14 protein-coding genes are annotated in these 18,799 nt (G+C 72.2%); 7 read left to right on the top strand and 7 right to left on the bottom strand.

The features are described from left to right. Positions 1–72 precede the first annotated feature (72 nt). The 3 genes from dxs (at position 73) to ACZ51I_RS28490 (ending at position 4,806) form a co-directional block, all read left to right on the top strand. Entirely contained in the window at positions 73–1,992 is a 1,920-nt protein-coding gene (gene dxs, locus ACZ51I_RS28500) for a 1-deoxy-D-xylulose-5-phosphate synthase (protein WP_468881403.1), read from the top strand. A 156-nt stretch (positions 1,993–2,148) separates the two neighbouring features. Continuing rightward, positions 2,149–3,627, top strand: coding sequence for an amino acid permease (locus ACZ51I_RS28495; protein ID WP_468881697.1), 1,479 nt, complete (start codon positions 2,149–2,151; stop codon positions 3,625–3,627). 99 nt (positions 3,628–3,726) lie between these two features. Next, positions 3,727–4,806, top strand: a complete 1,080-nt coding sequence (locus tag ACZ51I_RS28490; protein ID WP_468881401.1) for a PLL family lectin — start codon at positions 3,727–3,729, stop codon at positions 4,804–4,806. Between the two features lie 75 nt (positions 4,807–4,881). On the opposite strand, the gene ACZ51I_RS28485 is transcribed toward ACZ51I_RS28490, so the two are convergent. Together ACZ51I_RS28485 and ACZ51I_RS28480 are read right to left on the bottom strand one after the other, a co-directional pair. Continuing rightward, positions 4,882–7,020 carry a 3-hydroxyacyl-CoA dehydrogenase NAD-binding domain-containing protein gene (locus ACZ51I_RS28485; protein WP_468881398.1) on the bottom strand — a complete coding sequence of 713 codons (2,139 nt, stop codon included), beginning with the start codon at positions 7,018–7,020 and terminating at the stop codon, positions 4,882–4,884. Further along, positions 7,017–8,231 (bottom strand): thiolase family protein, encoded by a 1,215-nt coding sequence (locus ACZ51I_RS28480; RefSeq protein WP_468881396.1) that lies wholly within the window; start codon positions 8,229–8,231, stop codon positions 7,017–7,019. The genes ACZ51I_RS28485 and ACZ51I_RS28480 overlap by 4 nt, the downstream gene beginning before the upstream one ends. Before the next feature lie 298 nt (positions 8,232–8,529). Here ACZ51I_RS28480 and ACZ51I_RS28475 point away from each other — a divergent pair, with 298 nt between their 5' ends. Next, positions 8,530–9,663 carry an alpha/beta hydrolase gene (locus ACZ51I_RS28475; protein ID WP_468881394.1) on the top strand — a complete coding sequence of 378 codons (1,134 nt, stop codon included), beginning with the start codon at positions 8,530–8,532 and terminating at the stop codon, positions 9,661–9,663. A gap of 69 nt (positions 9,664–9,732) precedes the next feature. On the opposite strand, the gene ACZ51I_RS28470 is transcribed toward ACZ51I_RS28475, so the two are convergent. The 3 genes from ACZ51I_RS28470 to ACZ51I_RS28460 all read right to left on the bottom strand — a co-directional run bounded on the left by ACZ51I_RS28470 (position 9,733) and on the right by ACZ51I_RS28460 (position 12,693). Further along, entirely contained in the window at positions 9,733–11,016 is a 1,284-nt protein-coding gene (locus ACZ51I_RS28470) for a ribonuclease D (RefSeq protein WP_468881392.1), read from the bottom strand. Positions 11,017–11,095: 79 nt separating this feature from the next. After that, positions 11,096–11,761: a response regulator transcription factor gene (locus ACZ51I_RS28465; protein ID WP_015037008.1), complete on the bottom strand. Its 666-nt coding sequence runs from the start codon at positions 11,759–11,761 to the stop codon at positions 11,096–11,098. Between the two features lie 239 nt (positions 11,762–12,000). Next, positions 12,001–12,693 (bottom strand): DUF3000 domain-containing protein, encoded by a 693-nt coding sequence (locus ACZ51I_RS28460; protein ID WP_468881389.1) that lies wholly within the window; start codon positions 12,691–12,693, stop codon positions 12,001–12,003. A 90-nt stretch (positions 12,694–12,783) separates the two neighbouring features. On the opposite strand from ACZ51I_RS28460, the gene hemE reads away from it, so the two are divergent. Then, complete coding sequence (gene hemE / locus ACZ51I_RS28455; protein ID WP_468881386.1) at positions 12,784–13,860, top strand: uroporphyrinogen decarboxylase; 1,077 nt, start codon at positions 12,784–12,786, stop codon at positions 13,858–13,860. Positions 13,861–13,940: 80 nt separating this feature from the next. Here the strand turns inward: hemE and ACZ51I_RS28450 are convergent, their stop codons facing one another. Both ACZ51I_RS28450 and ACZ51I_RS28445 read right to left on the bottom strand, forming a co-directional pair. Beyond that, positions 13,941–15,314 carry an FAD-dependent oxidoreductase gene (locus tag ACZ51I_RS28450; protein ID WP_468881383.1) on the bottom strand — a complete coding sequence of 458 codons (1,374 nt, stop codon included), beginning with the start codon at positions 15,312–15,314 and terminating at the stop codon, positions 13,941–13,943. A 9-nt stretch (positions 15,315–15,323) separates the two neighbouring features. Next, positions 15,324–16,361 carry a DUF4349 domain-containing protein gene (locus ACZ51I_RS28445; RefSeq protein WP_468881381.1) on the bottom strand — a complete coding sequence of 346 codons (1,038 nt, stop codon included), beginning with the start codon at positions 16,359–16,361 and terminating at the stop codon, positions 15,324–15,326. A 156-nt stretch (positions 16,362–16,517) separates the two neighbouring features. On the opposite strand from ACZ51I_RS28445, the gene hemG reads away from it, so the two are divergent. After that, positions 16,518–17,981, top strand: a complete 1,464-nt coding sequence (gene hemG / locus ACZ51I_RS28440; protein WP_468881378.1) for a protoporphyrinogen oxidase — start codon at positions 16,518–16,520, stop codon at positions 17,979–17,981. A gap of 17 nt (positions 17,982–17,998) precedes the next feature. Further along, on the top strand, positions 17,999–18,712 hold the full coding sequence (hemQ, locus tag ACZ51I_RS28435; RefSeq protein ID WP_468881376.1) for a hydrogen peroxide-dependent heme synthase: 714 nt from the start codon (positions 17,999–18,001) through the stop codon (positions 18,710–18,712). Positions 18,713–18,799: the final 87 nt, after the last annotated feature.

Below are 18,799 nucleotides of genomic sequence, written 5' to 3'. Positions count from 1 at the left end.
CCCACGATCCAAGACGGAACATTAGACTCGACAAATCGGCAAGCTCGACCAGCTCAAAGCAAGGAGGAACGGGTGGCTCTGCTGACCCGTATCAGGGGACCGCGAGATCTGGACCGGCTCTCCCCGGAGCAGCTGGACCAGCTGGCCGACGAGATCAGGTCGTTCCTCGTGGACGCCGTCTCCAAGACCGGCGGGCACCTCGGCCCCAACCTCGGTGTGGTCGAGCTGACCATCGCCCTGCACCGGGTGTTCGACTCCCCGAAGGACAAGGTCCTCTGGGACACCGGCCACCAGAGCTACGTCCACAAGCTCCTCACCGGACGCCAGGACTTCTCGAAGCTCAAGATGAAGGGCGGCCTCTCCGGCTACCCCTCGCAGGCCGAGTCCGAGCACGACGTCATCGAGAACTCGCACGCCTCCACCGTCCTCGGCTGGGCCGACGGCCTGGCCAAGGCGAACGAGGTCCTGAAGAAGGACGACCACGTCGTCGCCGTCATCGGCGACGGCGCCCTCACCGGCGGCATGGCCTGGGAGGCGCTGAACAACATCGCCGCCGCCAAGGACCGCCCGCTCGTCATCGTCGTCAACGACAACGAGCGCTCCTACGCGCCCACCATCGGCGGCCTCGCCAACCACCTGGCCACCCTGCGCACCACCGACGGCTACGAGCGCTTCCTCGCCCGTGGCAAGGACATCCTGGAGCGCACCCCGGTCGTCGGGAAGCCGCTGTACGAGACCCTGCACGGTGCCAAGAAGGGCCTCAAGGACTTCATCGCCCCCCAGGGCATGTTCGAGGACCTCGGCCTGAAGTACGTCGGCCCCATCGACGGCCACGACATCGAGGCCCTGGAGTCCGCCCTCACGCGCGCCAAGCGCTTCGGCGGCCCGGTGATCGTCCACTGCCTCACCGAGAAGGGCCGCGGCTACCAGCCCGCCCTCCAGGACGAGGCCGACCGCTTCCACGCCGTCGGCAAGATCCACCCCGACACCGGCCTGCCCATCGCCACCTCCGGTGCCGACTGGACCGGCGTCTTCGCCGACGAGATGGTCGCGCTCGGCAAGGAGCGCGAGGACATCGTCGCGATCACCGCGGCCATGCTCCAGCCCGTCGGGCTCGACAAGTTCGCCAAGGCCTTCCCCGAGCGGGTCTTCGACGTCGGCATCGCCGAGCAGCACGCCGCGGTCTCCGCGGCCGGCCTCGCCACCGGCGGCCTCCACCCGGTCTTCGCGGTCTACGCGACCTTCCTCAACCGCGCCTTCGACCAGGTCCTGATGGACGTGGCGCTGCACAAGTGCGGCGTCACCTTCGTCCTCGACCGGGCCGGTGTCACCGGCACCGACGGCGCCTCGCACAACGGCATGTGGGACATGTCGATCCTCCAGGTCGTCCCCGGCCTGCGGCTCGCCGCGCCGCGCGACGCCGACCAGGTCCGCGCCCAGCTGCGCGAGGCCGTCGAGGTCACCGACGCCCCGACCGTGGTCCGCTTCTCCAAGGGCGCCGTCGGCCCGGCCGTCCCCGCCCTGCGTCGCGTCGGCGGCATGGACGTGCTCCGCGAGCCCGGCTCGGAGCGGCCGGACGTCCTCCTGGTCTCCGTGGGCGCCCTGGCCCCCATGTGCCTGGAGATCGCCGACCTCCTCGACCGGCAGGGCATCTCCACCACGGTCGTCGACCCCCGCTGGGTCAAGCCCGTCGACGAGGCCCTCGCCCCGCTCGCCGAGCGCCACCGGGTCGTCGTCACCGTCGAGGACAACAGCCGCGTCGGCGGTGTCGGCTCCGCCGTCGCCCAGGCGCTGCGCGACGCGGGCGTCGACGTACCGCTGCGTGACTTCGGCATCCCGCCGCGCTTCCTCGACCACGCCTCCCGCAGCGAGGTCCTGGCCGAGATCGGGCTGACCGCCCCGGACATCGCCCGCCAGGTCACCGGTCTGGTCTCCCGGCTCGACGGCAGGTTCGAGAGCAGCGCGCAGGCCGTGGAGCCCGCCCGCGACTGACGGACCACCGCCACTCCGCGTCACCTTTGGGCCGGTCGGATCACTCTTCGGAGTGCCGACCGGCCCTTTCGCGTGCATGCTGACCACAGGATGGGCAGCCCCATGGCAGGGAGGTGCGACGTGAGTACGGACCAGCGGCCACGCGCCAACACCGGAATGTTCCGGACCAAGTCGGTCGAGCAGTCGATCCGCGACACGGAGGAGCCCGAGCACGCGCTCCGGAAATCCCTGTCGGCCTGGGATCTGACGGTGTTCGGCGTCGGCGTCATCATCGGCACCGGCATCTTCGTCCTCACCGGCAAGGTCGCCAAGGAGAACGCCGGACCGGCCACCGCCCTGGCCTTCGTCGCGGCCGGAATCGTCTGCGCCCTCGCCGCCCTGTGCTACGCCGAGTTCGCCTCGACGGTGCCGGTGGCGGGATCGGCGTACACCTTCGCGTACGCCTCGATCGGAGAGCTGCCCGCCTGGATCATCGGCTGGGACCTGGTCCTGGAGTTCGCCCTCGGTACGGCGGTGGTGGCCGTCGGCTGGTCCGGGTACGTCAGATCCCTGATGGACAACATCGGCTGGCACCTGCCGGCCGCGCTCGAAGGCCCGGACATCGAGGGCGGCACCTTCGACATCCTCGCCTTCCTGCTCGTCCTCGTGCTGACCGTGGTCCTCGTCCTCGGCATGAAGCTCTCCGCCCGGATCACCGCGGTCGTCGTCGCGATCAAGGTGACCGTCGTGATGATCGTGATCATCGCCGGCCTGTTCTTCATCGTCGGCGACAACTACAAGCCCTTCATCCCGAAGGCCGTCACCCCCGAGGGCGGCGGTTCCAACTGGGACTCCCCGCTGGTCCAGACGATCTTCGGATACGAGCCGACGAACTTCGGCGTCATGGGCATCTTCACCGCGGCCTCCGTCGTCTTCTTCGCCTTCATCGGCTTCGACGTGGTGGCCACCGCCGCCGAGGAGACCAGACTGCCGCAGCGGGACATGCCCCGGGGCATCCTCGGCTCGCTCTTCATCTGCACCGTGCTGTACGTGGCCGTCGCCCTCGTCGTCACCGGCATGCAGCACTACACGGAGCTGTCCGTGAGCGCCCCGCTCGCCGACGCCTTCAAGGCGGCCGGTCACCCCTTCTACGCGGGCGTGATCAGTTTCGGCGCCGCCGTCGGCCTCACCACGGTCTGTCTGATCCTGCTGCTCGGCCAGACCCGCGTCTTCTTCGCGATGAGCCGCGACGGCCTGCTGCCGCGGTTCTTCTCCGTCACGCACCCGCGGTTCAGGACCCCGTACCGGCCGACCATCCTGCTCGGTGTGATCATCGCCATCGTCGCCGGCTTCACCAGCATCAACGAACTCGCGACCCTGGTGAACATCGGCACCCTCTTCGCCTTCGTCGTCGTCGCCATCGGCGTCATGGTGCTCCGCCGCACGCGCCCCGACCTGCCGCGCGCCTTCCGCACCCCCTGGGTGCCCGTGCTGCCGATCCTCTCCATCGCCGCCTCGGTCTGGCTCATGCTCAACCTGCCGGGCGAGACCTGGTTCCGGTTCGCCGTCTGGATGGTGATCGGCCTGGTCGTGTACTTCTTGTACGGGCGCGGTCACAGCAGACTCGGCCGGGCCGGAGGGGACGCCCGCTACTGACGGGGTGAGGCCGAAGGCGCGGCGGAGAGGGTCCGGGAGGGCGACTACAGTCGGTTCGTACCCGAACTCCTCCCGACGACCGGAGTGCTGGATCCCCCCATGGCGAATCGATCCCACGCCCCCACCGACCGTTCCCACGGCCCCGCTGCCCCCGTGCTGCAGGGCGGCTGGCTCACCAGAGGGGAGGAGGGCCGGTTCAGCGCCTATCTGCCCCGGGACGGCGAGGTGGTGCGCTGGACCGAGGAGCCCGGCGGCGGCTGGAGCGGCCCCGTCTCCCTCGGCGGCGACGGCCTGACCCCCTTCCTCGCCGTCGGCCAGGGAGCCGACCGCTATGTCCACCTCGTCGGCCTGCGGCCGACGGGCGGGGACGAGGGACACGTCGAGCTGGTGCACGCCGTCCAGTTCCAGACGGGCCGTCCGGCGGCCGCCTGGCGGTCCCTGGGGCACTCGAACGGCAAGGGGCCGTGGACGGGCAACCCCGCCGTCGCCGTGGACGCCCAGGGCCGTGTCTACGCCTTCGTACGGAACGGGGGCGGCGGTATCAGCGTCCGCGCGCAGAAGGACGTGGGCGGCTGGCACCCCTGGTGGGACCTGATGGGGTCGAAGACCGACCCCTCGCCGGTCGCCGTCACCAACGGCTCCGGCCTCGTCGAGCTGTACAGCTCGCACGCGAAGGGCCTCGTCCGCTACGTACAGCGCGAGGCCGGGGCGAAGCCGGTCCGCGAGGAGCTCCTGCCGGCCTCCGTGACCATGGGCAGCCTGGCGGCCGTGACCGGCCCTTCCGGGCACGTGACGCTCTTCTACCTCGACCAGGAGGGCCAGGTCTCCGCCTGGTCGCCGGAGCGCGACCTCGCGCCGACGCCGCTGGGCAAGGCGGTCGGCACCGGACGCCTGTCCGTCACCCGCTGTCTCATCGACGGCTTCGACTGCACGGTCCTCGCCCAGCAGTCCGACGACGGCCGGCTCGCCCTCGCCGCCTACCCCAGCGAGCAGGAGGCGGAGGGCCTGAGCTGGTCCGAGACGGGGGAGCGCCGGGGCAGCCTGGAGGCCGTCCTCACCCGGGGCCTCGACGGCGGTCTGGTCGCGATGACCGTGGCCGACGGGGGCACGCCGGTCATGACCCGTCAGAAGGTGGGCGCCGAGGGGCTGCTGCTCGAAGGCTGGCGCTCCATAGGGTGACGCCGCCCCCGACATGCGGAACGGCCCCGGCACCTGTGCGAGGTGCCGGGGCCGTTCACGTACGCCCTGGGAGTGTTACGCCGGGACGCTCGCCACGCCCTGGGCCAGGAAACGCTTGCCGTTGACGCGCTCGGAGACGCCCTCACGGTCCAGGTACGGCGTGATGCCGCCCAGGTGGAAGGGCCAGCCCGCGCCCGTGATCAGGCAGAGGTCGATGTCCTGCGCCTCGGCGACGACACCCTCCTCCAGCATCAGGCCGATCTCCTGCGCCACCGCGTCCAGGACGCGGTCGCGGACCTGCTCCTCGGTCAGGACGACGTCGCCCTGCTTGAGGAGGGCGGCGACCTCCGGGTCGAGCTCCGGCTTGAAGCCGTTCTCGGCGTTGTAGACGTAGAAGCCGCGCTTGCCGGCCTCGACGACCGCCTTCAGGTTGGGGGAGACCTTGAAGCGCTCGGGGAAGGAGCGGTTCAGGGTCTCGGAGACGTGCAGACCGATCGCGGGGCCGACGAGCTCCAGGAGCACCAGCGGGGACATCGGCAGGCCGAGCGGCTCGATGGCCTTCTCGGCCGTCTCGACCGGGGTGCCCTCGTCGATGACGTTCTGGATCTCGCCCATGAAGCGGGTCAGGATGCGGTTCACGACGAACGCCGGGGCGTCCTTGGTGAGGACCGCGGTCTTCTTCAGCTTCTTGGCGACACCGAAGGCGGTGGCCAGCGAGGCGTCGTCCGTCTTCTCGCCGCGCACGATCTCCAGGAGCGGGAGGATCGCGACCGGGTTGAAGAAGTGGAAGCCGACCACGCGCTCCGGGTGCCGGAGCTTCGAGGCCATCTCGGAGACCGACAGCGAGGAGGTGTTGGTGGCGAGGATCGCGTGCGCCGGGGCGACCGCCTCGACCTCCGCGAACACCTGCTGCTTGACGCCCATCTCCTCGAACACGGCCTCGATGATGAAGTCCGCGTCCGCGAAGCCCTCGGCCTTGTCGAGGACACCGGAGACGAGGCCCTTGAGACGGTTGGCCTTGTCCTGGTTGATACGGCCCTTGCCGAGCAGCTTCTCGATCTCGCCGTGGACGTAGCCCACGCCCTTGTCGATGCGCTCCTGGTCGATGTCGGTCAGGACGACCGGCACCTCGAGGCGGCGCAGGAAGAGCAGGGCCAGCTGGGAGGCCATCAGACCGGCGCCGACGACACCGACCTTGGTGACCGGGCGGGCCAGGGACTTGTCCGGGGCGCCGGCCGGGCGCTTGGCGCGCTTCTGCACCAGGTTGAAGGCGTAGATGCCGGAGCGCAGCTCGCCGCCCATGATCAGGTCCGCGAGGGCCTGGTCCTCGGCGTCGAAGCCCTTCTGCAGGTCGCCGTCCTTGGCGGCCTCGATGATCTCGAGGGCGCGGTAGGCGGCCGGGGCGGCGCCGTGGACCTTGGAGTCGGCGATGGCACGGCCCTTGGCGACGGCCTGGTCCCAGGCCTCGCCGCGGTCGACCTCGGGGCGCTCGACGGTCACGGAGCCGTTCAGCACGCCGGCGGTCCAGATGAGCGACTGCTCCAGGAAGTCGGCACCCTCGAAGAGCGCGTCGGCGATGCCGAGCTCGAAGACCTGCTTGCCCTTGAGCTGGCGGTTCTGGTTCAGCGAGTTCTCGATGATGACCGAGACGGCCTTCTCGGCCCCGATCAGGTTCGGCAGGATGGCGCAGCCGCCCCAGCCGGGCACCAGGCCGAGGAAGACCTCGGGCAGCGAGAAGGCCGGCAGGGCCTTCGACACGGTGCGGTAGGTGCAGTGCAGACCGACCTCGACGCCGCCGCCCATGGCCGCGCCGTTGTAGTACGCGAAGGTCGGCACGGCGAGCGCGGACAGGCGCTTGAAGACGTCGTGGCCGCCCTTGCCGATGGCGAGCGCCTCGTCGTGCTTCTTCAGCAGCTCGACGCCCTTGAGGTCGGCGCCGACGGCGAAGATGAACGGCTTGCCGGTGATGCCGACGCCGGTGATCTCACCGTTCGCGGCCTCGGCCTCGACCTGGTCGATCGCCGTGTTCAGGTTGGCGAGGGACTGCGGGCCGAAGGTGGTCGGCTTGGTGTGGTCGAAGCCGTTGTCCAGCGTGATCAGCGCGAACCGGCCCGCACCCGCGGGCAGTTCGAAGTGCCGTACGTGGGCCGAGGTCACGACCTCGTCCGGGAAGAGCTCGGCGGCGCCCTTCAGAAGCTCGGCGGTGGTGCTCACTTGCCCTCCCAGTGGGGGTTTTCCCAGATGACCGTGGCGCCCATGCCGAAGCCGACGCACATCGTGTTGAGGCCGTAGCGGACCTCCGGGTGCTCCTCGAACTGGCGGGCCAGCTGCGTCATCAGACGGACGCCGGAGGAGGCGAGCGGGTGACCGTAGGCGATCGCGCCGCCGTACTGGTTCACGCGGGCGTCGTCGTCGGCGATGCCGTAGTGCTCCAGGAACGCGAGGACCTGGACCGCGAAGGCCTCGTTGATCTCGAAGAGGCCGATGTCCTCGATGGACAGACCGGCCTTGGCCAGGGCCTTCTCGGTCGCCGGGATCGGGCCGTAGCCCATGACCTCCGGCTCGACGCCGGCGAAGGCGTACGAGACGAGGCGCATCTTGACCGGGAGGTCGTTCTCCCGGGCGAAGTCCTCGGAGGCGATGATCGAGGCGGTGGCGCCGTCGTTGAGACCGGCCGCGTTGCCCGCGGTGACGTTGCCGTGGACGCGGAACGGCGTCTTCAGGTTGGCCAGCGACTCCAGGGTGGTGCCCGGACGCATCGGCTCGTCGGCGGTGACCAGGCCCCAGCCGGTCTCGCCGCCCGCCGGGTCGGTGCGGCGCACCGAGATCGGCACCAGGTCCTGCTGGATCTTGCCGTCGGCGTACGCCTTGGCGGCCTTCTCCTGCGAGCGCACGGCGTACTCGTCGGCGCGGCGCTTGGTGATGCTCGGGTAGCGGTCGTGCAGGTTCTCGGCGGTCATGCCCATGAAGAGGGCGGACTCGTCGACGAGCTTCTCCGACACGAAGCGCGGGTTCGGGTCGACGCCCTCGCCCATGGGGTGGCGGCCCATGTGCTCGACGCCACCGGCGATGACGGCGTCGTACGCGCCGAAGGCGATCGAACCGGCGACGCTCGTCACGGCCGTGAGGGCGCCGGCGCACATGCGGTCGATGGAGTATCCCGGCACCGACTGCGGCAGGCCGGCGAGGATGCCGGCCGTGCGGCCGAGGGTCAGACCCTGGTCACCGATCTGCGTGGTCGCGGCGATGGCGACCTCGTCGATCTTCGCGGGGTCGAGGCCCGGGTTGCGGCGCAGCAGCTCCCGGATGGCCTTCACGACGAGGTCATCGGCGCGGGTCTCGTGGTAGATGCCCTTCGGGCCCGCCTTGCCGAACGGGGTGCGGACGCCGTCGACGAAGACGACGTCCCTGACGGTACGAGGCACGATGGCTCTCCTCCAGGGTGCGGGGTGGCACTGCTGCTGCCGCGCACGCCTAAGCGCGCGCTTGCTTCCCCCATGCTACTTGTGGGTAACCAGGCTGCCCACCCCCTGAGGGCCAAGCGGCGAAGGTCACATCCCCCACCACGGCACGCGCCCCCTCCGCGCGCCCCTCCGTTGGGAGGTTCCCGCAACCCGATGGGCCCACGCCGGCGACCGTGCCGTGGCGCCCGTGACCCGTCCGGAAGACGCTGGCCGGACCGGGGCGTGCGGCCTCGGGTCCCCCCCCACGGAAAGGACTCCGATGGCGAAGGTCATCACCACCGACCACTGGGTCTGGCACAGGTCCACCGTCCCCGCGAACAAGGACGAGGAGGTCGAGCTCTTCGTACGGGAGCGCAACGGCACGCCCAAGGGACAGAAGCGCAGGCCGGTCCTCATGCTGCACGGCCGGAGCGTCCCGGTGCTCCCGGGCTTCGACCTCCGGTACAAGGACTACAGCTGGGCAGGGGCGCTGGCGCAGGCCGGCTACGACGTCTTCATGATGGACCTCCAGGGCTCCGGCCTCTCGGCACGGCCCAAGATGGACGACCCCCGCAACGTCAACCCCAACCAGCAGAACCTGTTGACGCCGCGGCCGCCGGGATTCACACCGGGCCAGCCGAACTACCCGTACCAGCTGAACGACTCGAACAGCGACCGGGACGAGCTGCACACCGTCGTGAAGTTCATCCGCGACCTGTGCGAGGTGGACAAGGTCGCCTTCATCGGCTGGTCCGCCGCCGCGTTCTGGATGGGGCCGTACGCGGTGAAGAACCCCGGCATGGTCGAGAGCCTGTTCCTGCTGGCGCCGATCTTCCCGGCCAAGGGCACCTCGGATCCGCCGGCCTCGCTACCGGTGCCGGGCTACCCGACCAACCTCAGCACGAAGAGCGGACTGTCTTCCCCCGGCGGCTGGGGCGGCGAACTGCACTGCGAGGGTCAGCGCGAGGACGGCATCGTCGACGTGGTCTGGGACGCGCTGCTGAAGAGCGACCCGGTCGGCAGCGTCTGGGGAGGCATCGACGGGCTCAACCGGTTCAGGAGCTTCGCCCGGTGGGGGTGGAACGAGACCACCGCGAAGCAGGGCGGGGTGCTCGGCGGAAGCGTGCCCGTACTGATCGTGTACGGGGAGCACGACAGGCAGGCGAACACGACACCGCCCAACCCCAACAACCCGGAACTCAACTTCTCGGTCCCCGCGCTCTACGACGCCGTCGCGGGCGCCCACAAGCTGATGGTCAAGCTGGCCTGCGCGGGGCATTCCGTGCCGTGGGAGAAGCAGCACACGAACGTGCACGAGCTCTCGAAGCACTGGCTCAAGCAGCTCAAGGTCGACGGCAAGACGCACGGCGTCTTCGACATGGACGTCGACGGCAACCTCAGCCCGGCCCCGTAGGGGGTGTCTTGCCGGGACACGGCGGAGCCCCCGGCGCCCCTCCGGGCGCCGGGGGCTCCGCCGACAGGATCACGCGTTCGCCGTCAGCGCCTTCACGAGCAGCGGGGTCACGAGTTCCACCTGCCACGGCCGGGCGCCGTAGCCGGTGAGGGCGGCGGCGACCGTGTCCGGGGTGCCCGGGGACGGCGGCTCCCAGCAGACGCGGCGCACGGTGTCCGGGGTGATCAGGTTCTCCTGCGGGAGGTTCAGCTCCTCCGCGAGCGCCGAGACCGCCGCGCGCGCCGCCGACAGGCGGGCCGCCGCGACCGGGTCCTTGTCCGCCCAGGCGCGCGGCGGCGGCGGGCCCGCGACCTGCTGGCCCGGCTGGGGCAGCTCGCTCTCCGGGAGGGCCCTGGCCCGGTCCACCGCGGCCTGCCACTGCTCCAGCTGGCGGCGGCCCATCCGGTTGCCGAAGCCGGGCAGGGCCGTCAGCGCCGCCACGTTCAGCGGCACCGCGAGCGCCGCCTCCACGATCGCCGCGTCGCTCAGCACCTTGCCGGGGGAGACGTCGCGCCGCTGGGCGACCTTGTCACGGGCCGTCCACAGTTCCCGTACGACCGCCATCTGACGCCGGCGGCGCACCTTGTGCATGCCGGAGGTCCGGCGCCACGGGTCCTTGCGCGGCGGAGCGGGCGGCGCCGCGGCGATCGCGTCGAACTCCTGGTGGGCCCACTCCAGCTTCCCCTGCCGGTCGAGCTCCTTCTCCAGGGCGTCCCGCAGGTCGACGAGGAGCTCGACGTCCAGGGCCGCGTACCGCAGCCACGGCTCGGGCAGCGGACGGGTGGACCAGTCGACGGCGGAGTGGCCCTTCTCCAGGGCGTAGCCGAGGACGGACTCGACCATCGCCCCGAGCCCGACCCGGGGGAAGCCCGCGAGGCGCCCGGCCAGCTCGGTGTCGAAGAGCGAGGTGGGCAGCATGCCTATGTCACGCAGACACGGCAGGTCCTGGGTCGCGGCGTGCAGGATCCACTCGGTGCCGGAGAGCGCCTCGCCGAGCCCCGAGAGGTCGGGGCAGCCGACGGGGTCGACGAGCGCGGTGCCCGCGCCCTCGCGGCGGAGCTGGACGAGGTAGGCGCGCTGGCCGTAGCGGTAGCCGGAGGCACGCTCGGCGTCGACGGCCACGGGACCCGTTCCGGCGGCGAACGCGGCGATCACCTCGGCGAGGGCGTCCTCGGTCTCGATGACGGGCGGAACCCCCTCGCGGGGCTCCAGCAACGGGATCGGAAGCCCATTCGCAGGGACATCGTCGTCCGGGGGGCCGCCCCCGGTGGTGCGCAGTGCTGTGTCTGCTGCGGTCTCTTGGGCGTCGGTCACGTGTCAAGGGTATCGGTGAACGGCAAGCGCCCGCCGACGGAACGTTCCGTCGACGGGCGCGGGCCGTGTCCACCGGCGGTCAGTGGATGATCCCCGTCCGCAGGGCCACCGCGACCATGCCGGCGCGGTCGCCGGTGCCCAGCTTGCGGGCGATGCGGGCGAGGTGGCTCTTGACGGTGAGGGCGGAGAGGCCCATGGAGACCCCGATCGCCTTGTTGGACTGGCCCTCCGCGACGAGCCGGAGCACCTCGACCTCACGGCCGGAGAGCTCGCGGTAGCCGCCCGGGTGGCTCGGGGCACCCGGGGGGCGGCGGTGGCCGAGGCGGGCCGCCGCGGCGCCGATGGGGGCGGCGCCGGGACGGGTGGGGTGGCCGATGTTGGTCCGGGTGCCGGTGACGACGTAGCCCTTCACTCCGCCCGCCAGGGCGTTGCGTACGGCGCCGATGTCGTCGGCGGCCGAGAGGGCGAGGCCGTTGGGCCAGCCCGCGGCGCGGGTCTCGGACAGCAGGGTCAGGCCGCTGCCGTCGGGCAGATGGACGTCGGCAACGCAGATGTCGCGTGGGTTGCCGACGCGGGGACGGGCCTCCGCGATGGACGAAGCCTCGATCACGTCGCGTACTCCGAGGGCCCACAGGTGGCGGGTCACGGTGGAACGGACGCGCGGATCGGCCACGACGACCATGGCCGTCGGCTTGTTCGGGCGGTAGGCGACCAGGCTTGCGGGCTGCTCGAGGAGAACGGACACCAGGCCTCCTGGGGGGAAGGGTGCGGGACGGAGCCGGCTCGGGGAAGAAGCCGGGGGCGAACCCGTGCTGTGAAGGGGTCACTACTCCTTCGGCAGTCGGGCCGCCCGCCTTTAGAAAAAGATCACGATTTGGTGAGTAATAATTAGGGCAATTCGGACGCGTGATCGATCATCCTACGAGCGGGCCCGCTCCGTCACCCCCACGAGGGACCCGGAAGGGACCCCCACCGGGCGGGCGTTCAGGTCCCCTGCGGCCCTCGCCGCTGCGGCAGCGAGACGACCCCCGCCCCCGTCACCGTCCCCGCCCCCGGATCCGCCGGCGCGGGCGGCAGCCCCGCGATCTGGCAGAGCAGATCGCACCAGGCCGCCAGGTGCGCCCCGGTGTCCGGCACCCCGCCCAGGGCCTCGCGCGGGGTCCAGGACGCCCGGATCTCGATCTGGGTCGCCGGCCTGCGGTCCGCGAGACCGCCGAAGTAGTGCGAGCCCGCCATCGTCACGGTCCCGCTCGCCTCCCCGTACGCGAGCCCCCGCGCCTCCATCGCCCCGGTCAGCCAGGACCAGCACACCTCGGGCAGCAGCGGGTCCGCCGCCATCTCCGGCTCCAGCTCCGCGCGGACCAGGGTCACCAGACGGAAGGTGCCCTTCCAGGCCTCGTGGCCGTCCGGATCGTGGAGCAGCACGAGCCGCCCGTCCGCCAGGTCCTCCTCGCCCTCCACGACGGCCGCCTCCACCGCGTACGCGTACGGGGCGAGGCGCTGCGGCGGCCTGGTCGGGTCGATCTCGATCTCGGGCCGCAGCCTCGCCGACCGCAGGGCCTCCACCGCCCGCCGGAACGCGGCCGGAACCGGATTCGTGTCCGTACTGTCCGCCGTTTCGTCCGTCCCTCGCTCGCCGTCGGAATGATCGGAAAAATGTCCCTGCGCCGCAGCCATGCGGGGAAGAGTAGGCGGAACGGGGCCTCCGTGCAGGGAGGGACACCCGGCCCGGACGAGCGGCTTCCCGCCACATGCGAAGATTTGGGCGTGAGTGCCACGGACAGCCCGCAGGGCCAGCAGACGAAGCAGCAGTCGCGGACGTACGACTCCGCGTTCCTCAAGGCGTGCCGGCGCGAACCGGTGCCGCACACCCCCGTCTGGTTCATGCGGCAGGCCGGGCGCTCCCTCCCCGAGTACCTGAAGGTCCGCGAGGGCATCCCCATGCTCGAGTCGTGCATGCGGCCCGAGCTGGTCACCGAGATCACGCTCCAGCCGGTCCGGCGCCACAAGGTCGACGCCGCGATCTACTTCAGCGACATCGTGGTCCCGCTCAAGGCCATCGGCGTCGACCTCGACATCAAGCCCGGCGTCGGCCCGGTCGTCGCCGACCCGATCCGCACCCGCGCCGACCTCGCCCGGCTGCGCGACCTGACCCCCGAGGACGTCCACTACGTCACCGAGGCCATCGGGATGCTCACCGAGGAGCTGGGCGACACCCCGCTCATCGGCTTCGCCGGCGCGCCGTTCACCCTCGCGAGCTACCTCGTCGAGGGCGGCCCGTCACGCAGCCACGAGCACACCAAGGCGCTCATGTACGGCGACCCTCAGCTCTGGGCCGACCTGCTCGACCGCCTCGCCGAGATCACCTCGGCCTTCCTCAAGGTCCAGATCGAGGCCGGTGCCTCCGCCGTGCAGCTCTTCGACTCCTGGGTCGGCGCCCTCGCCCCGGCCGACTACCGCCGCTCGGTGATGCCCGCCTCCACCAAGGTCTTCGACGCGGTCGCCGGCTACGGCGTCCCGCGCATCCACTTCGGCGTCGGTACGGGCGAGCTCCTCGGCCTGATGGGCGAGGCCGGCGCGGACGTCGTCGGCGTCGACTGGCGCGTCCCGCTCGACGAGGCCGCCCGCCGCGTCGGCCCCGGCAAGGCCCTCCAGGGCAACCTGGACCCGGCCGTGCTCTTCGCCTCGCGCGAGGTCGTGGAGGCCAAGACCGACGAGGTCCTCGCCGCCGCGAAGGACCTGGAGGGGCACGTCTTCAACCTGGGCCACGGCGTCATGCCGGCGATGGACCCGGACGCCCTGTCCCGTCTCGTCGAGTACGTGCACACGCGGACGGCCGTCTGACGCCCATCCGCCCTGGAGCGCAGTGACCCCTGGTGACCGGAAGGCGCAAGCCGTCACCAGGGGTCACCCTGCCGTTCGGGTCATCCCGCGGCCCGTACGGCCGCCACCGCCTTGCGCGCCGCGACGAGGACCGGGTCCCACACCGGGGAGAACGGCGGCGCGTACCCCAGGTCCAGGGCCGTCATCGCCTCCACCGTCATCCCCGCCGTGAGCGCCACCGCCGCGACGTCCACCCGCTTCGCCGCCCCCTCACGGCCCACGATCTGCACCCCGAGCAGCCGTCCCGTGCGCTTCTCCGCCAGCATCTTCACCGTCATCGGCGCGGCCCCCGGGTAGTAGCCCGCGCGGCTCGTCGACTCGACCGTCACCGCCACGAACCGCAGCCCCACCTCCCGCGCGTCCCTCTCCCGCAGGCCCGTCCGCGCGATCTCCAGGTCGCACACCTTCGACACCGCCGTGCCCACCACGCCCGGGAAGGTCGCGTAACCCCCGCCGACGTTCGAGCCGATGACCTGGCCCTGCTTGTTCGCGTGCGTGCCCAGCGGCACATGGCGCTCCCGGCCCGAGACCAGGTCCAGGACCTCCACGCAGTCACCGCCGGCCCAGACGTTCTCGTGCCCCCGGACCCGCATCGCCAGATCGGTCAGCAGCCCGTCGTACACCCCGAGCGGCAGTCCCGCGTCCCGCGCGAGCGTGGTCTCCGGCGCCACGCCCGTGCCGAGCACCACCACGTCCGCCGGGTACTCGTCGGAGTCCGTCGCCACCGCCCGCACCCGGCCGTCCTGGCCCGTGAGGATCTTCGTCACCGGCGCCGAGACGACCGTCCTGATCCCCAGCCCGTCCATCGCCCGGTGCACGAGCCGCCCCATGTCCGGGTCGAGGGTCGCCATCGGCTGCTCGCTCCGGGTCAGGACCGTCACCTCGTAACCCCGGTTCAGCAGTGCCTCGGCCATCTCCACGCCGATGTAGCCCCCGCCCACCACGACCGCCCGCCGCCCCTCCGTACCGGACAGCGAGTCGAGCAGTGCCTGGCCGTCCTCGAGGTCCTGCACGCCGTGCACCCCGGGCGCGTCGATCCCCGGCAGCGGCGGGCGCAGCGGCCGGGCCCCGGTCGCGATCACCAGCTTGTCGAAACCCGTCCACGCCTCCGTACCCGCCTCCAGGTCCCGCGAGCGGACCCGCTGTCCCGGGAGGTCGATCTCCGTCACCTCCGTCCGCGTCCGCAGGTCGATGTCGCGGGCCCGGTGCTCCTCAGGGGAGCGCGCGATCAGCTCCCCGCGCGTGGCCACGTCCCCGCCGACCCAGTACGGGATCCCGCAGGCCGAGTACGAGGAGAAGTGCCCGCGCTCGAAGGCGACGATCTCCAGCTCGCCGGGAGACCTGAGCCTGCGCGCCTGCGACGCGGCGGACATGCCCGCCGCGTCGCCACCGATGACTACCAGTCGTTCGCTCATGGGAGGACGCTACTTCTCAGGGGCCTCCCGGGGCTGCGGGGCCTTCGGCGGCTCGGGGGCCTGCCCGGGCCCGGTGCCCCGGGCGGGCGGGGTGGCCACGGCCGCTCCGGCGGCGTTCCGCGCGGTGCCCGGCAGGCCGGGTGCGGGGGCCGCGGGCCGGGTGCGGGCCGCGAGGCGCGGGCGGACGAGGCGGCGCCACAGGAGGAAGCCGGCCAGGGCGACCGCGAGCCACGGGGCCAGGGCGGTCAGGACGATCCCGACCCAGGCCGCCGCGCCCACCAGCGCGTTCCAGCCGCCGCTCAGGGCGTCCCCGAACCCGGGGCGGCCCTCCTCCGGCTTCTGGGCCGGTGGCTTCTCCTTCTCGGAGAGGCGCAGCGTGATCGTCGCCAGCGTCGTACGGTCCTTCAGCGAGGCCTGCTGGGCGAGCAGCGCCTCCAGGTCCGCCTGGCGGCGGCTCAGCTCGCCCTCCAGGGTCACCACGTCGGACAGCTTCTCCGCCCGGTCCATCAGCGCCCGCACCCGCGCCACGCTCGCCCGCTGGGTGGCGATCCGGCTCTCCACGTCCACCACCTCGCCGGTGACGTCCTTGGCGTCCGCCTTGCGGTCGAGCAGCTTCCCGGTGCCCGCGAGCTCGGTGAGGACGGAGTCGTACCGCTCCTGTGGCACCCGCAGCACGATCTGGGAGGTGAGGTACGTGTCGTCGACCCGCTCCGTCGACTCGTTCTCCACGTGGCCGCCCGCGTCCGTCGCCGCCCGGCGGGCCGTGGCCAGTGCCTTCGCGGCGTCCTTCACCTCGACGGAGAGCGAGGCGGTACGGATGACGTGCTTCTGGGCCGGCGCCTTCGACGCGGGCTTGCCCGCGGGCCCGGAGCCGCTGTCCGCCGCTCCTTCGCCCGCCCCGTCCCGGCCCGCGTCCGCGGGCTTCGCCGCCGCCATGCCGCCCTTGCTGTCCGAGGCCGTGTCCGTGGCGCCCGCGCCGCAGCCGGTCAGGACCAGCGAGGCGGTCAGCAGGGCCGCGGCCGTCGTTCTCGTTCGCGCTGTCCGCACGAGGATCCCCCCAGGGTGGTGGTGGCTGATGCCTCTTGGACGCACGGGCCTCCGGTGCGGGTTTCCCTCCGGCGGTAGCGATGCGGTCACGGTCCGGCCTCGGAACGGGAGCGGCCGGGCGCCGGGAGCCGGTGGGCGATTTGAGAGAGTGGTGCCATGAACGCGGACACCACGGGACACCCCACCGGGCCTCACGCCGTCGTCGTCGGAGGCGGGATCGCCGGACTCGCGGCCGCCCACCGGCTGGCCCTCGCCGGCCACCGGGTGACCCTCCTCGAAGCCGAAGGACGGCTCGGCGGCAAGCTCCTCGCCGGGGAGATCGCGGGCGCGCCCGTCGACCTCGGCGCCGAGTCGCTGCTCGCCCGCCGCCCCGAGGCCGTCGCCCTCGCCCGGTCCGTCGGCCTCGGCGACCGGCTCCAGGCCCCCGTGACGACCACCGCGTCCGTCTGGTCCCGGGGCCGCCTCGTCCCGATGCCCAAGGGGCACGTCATGGGCGTCCCCGGCGACCCCACCGCCGTCGAGGGGCTCCTCTCCGCCGAGGGCGTGCGCCGCGTCGGCGGCGACCTGGAGCTGCCGCCCACCGAGATCGGCGAGGACATCGCCATCGGCGCGTACGTCGCCGCGCGCATGGGCCACGAGGTCGTCGACCGCCTCGTCGAACCCCTCCTCGGCGGGGTGTACGCCGGCGACGCCCACCGCATCTCGATGAAGGCCGCCGTCCCCGCCCTCTTCGAGGCCGCCCGCGTCCATCCCACGCTCACCGCCGCCGTCCACGCCGTCCAGCGGGCCGGCGCCGCCACCCCCGCCGACGCGGCGGGCGCCGCCACCGGCCTCGGCGGCGCCGTCTTCCTCGGCATCGAGGGGGGCGTCGGCACCCTCCCCGGCGCGGTCGCCGACGCGATCCGCGCCGCGGGCGGCGAGATCCTCACCGGCACGCCCGTGGACGCGCTGGTCCGCACCGGCACCACCGGCTGGCAGGTCGTGACCCGGCACCGGACCTTCGACGCCGACGCCGTCGTCCTCGCCACCCCCGCCGGCACCGCCGCCGGCCTCCTCGGCGGCCACGCCCCGGACGCGGCCGCCGAGCTCGACGCGATCGAGTACGCCTCCATGGCCCTGATCACGCTCGCCTTCCGCCGCTCCGACGTGCCCGCCCTGGCAGGCTCCGGGTTCCTGGTGCCGCCCGTCGACGGCCACACCGTCAAGGCCTCCACGTTCTCCGGGCAGAAGTGGCGGTGGGTCTCCGACGGCGCCCCCGACCTGTTCGTGCTGCGCACCTCCGTCGGCCGCCACGGCGAGGAGGAGCAGGTCCACCGCGAGGACTCCGACCTCGTCGACGCCTCCCTCAAGGACCTCGCCGCCGCCACCGGCCTCGCCGCCCGCCCGGTCGCGAGCACGGTCACCCGCTGGACCGGCGGCCTTCCCCAGTACCCGGTCGGCCACCTCGCCCGCGTCGCCCGCGTCCGCGCGGCCGTCGCCGCCCTCCCCGGACTGCGGCTCGCGGGCGCCGCGTACGACGGCGTCGGCGTCCCCGCCTGCATCGCCTCGGCCCACCGCGCGGCCGACGAGATCATCGCCACGTCGCGGAGGACCGACCCCGGTGCGGGGCACTCCTCGTGACGGGCGAGAATAGGCGTATGAGTGCGCCCGAAAAGATCCCGAACGCCGGTAAGAAGGCGAAGGACCTCAACGAGGTCATCCGCTACACCCTGTGGTCCGTCTTCAAGCTGCGCGACGTTCTCCCCGAGGACCGCGGCGGCTACGCCGACGAGGTCCAGGAGCTGTTCGACCAGCTCGGGGCCAAGGACATCACCATCCGCGGCACGTACGACCTCTCCGGTCTGCGCGCCGACGCCGACGTCATGATCTGGTGGCACGCCGAGACGAGCGACGAGCTCCAGGAGGCGTACAACCTCTTCCGCCGCACCAGGCTGGGCCGCGCTCTGGAGCCGGTCTGGTCGAACATGGCGTTGCACCGCCCCGCCGAGTTCAACAAGTCGCACATCCCGGCCTTCCTGGCCGACGAGAACCCGCGCGACTACGTGTCGGTGTACCCCTTCGTGCGCTCCTACGACTGGTACCTGCTGCCCGACGAGGACCGCCGCCGGATGCTCGCCGACCACGGCAAGATGGCCCGCGGCTTCCCCGACGTCCGCGCCAACACGGTCGCCTCCTTCTCGCTCGGCGACTACGAGTGGCTCCTCGCCTTCGAGGCCGACGAGCTGCACCGCATCGTCGACCTCATGCGCCACCTGCGCGCCTCCGAGGCGCGGATGCACGTCCGCGAGGAGGTCCCGTTCTTCACCGGCCGCCGCAAGAGCGTCGCCGACCTGGTGGCGGGCCTGGCCTGACGGCCGTACGAAACCTGGTGGCGGGGGGAGGTGGTAGGCCAGGGTGACGAGCCCCCGCCCCCCCAAAAAGAAGACAGGGCGAAAACA

This window comes from Streptomyces sp. NPDC034084, assembly GCF_055575535.1.
Note: the sequence above shows the minus strand (reverse complement) of the source record. Positions and strands in the feature narration are given on the sequence as shown.

Coding starts and splice junctions, on each gene's coding strand:
- ACZ51I_RS28490 (WP_468881401.1), top strand. CDS start 3,727: ATGGCGAATCGATCCCACGCCCCCACCGACCGTTCCCACGGCCCCGCT.
- hemG (WP_468881378.1), top strand. CDS start 16,518: ATGAACGCGGACACCACGGGACACCCCACCGGGCCTCACGCCGTCGTC.
- ACZ51I_RS28475 (WP_468881394.1), top strand. CDS start 8,530: ATGGCGAAGGTCATCACCACCGACCACTGGGTCTGGCACAGGTCCACC.
- hemQ (WP_468881376.1), top strand. CDS start 17,999: ATGAGTGCGCCCGAAAAGATCCCGAACGCCGGTAAGAAGGCGAAGGAC.
- ACZ51I_RS28495 (WP_468881697.1), top strand. CDS start 2,149: ATGTTCCGGACCAAGTCGGTCGAGCAGTCGATCCGCGACACGGAGGAG.
- ACZ51I_RS28450 (WP_468881383.1), bottom strand. CDS start 15,314: ATGAGCGAACGACTGGTAGTCATCGGTGGCGACGCGGCGGGCATGTCC.
- ACZ51I_RS28460 (WP_468881389.1), bottom strand. CDS start 12,693: ATGGCTGCGGCGCAGGGACATTTTTCCGATCATTCCGACGGCGAGCGA.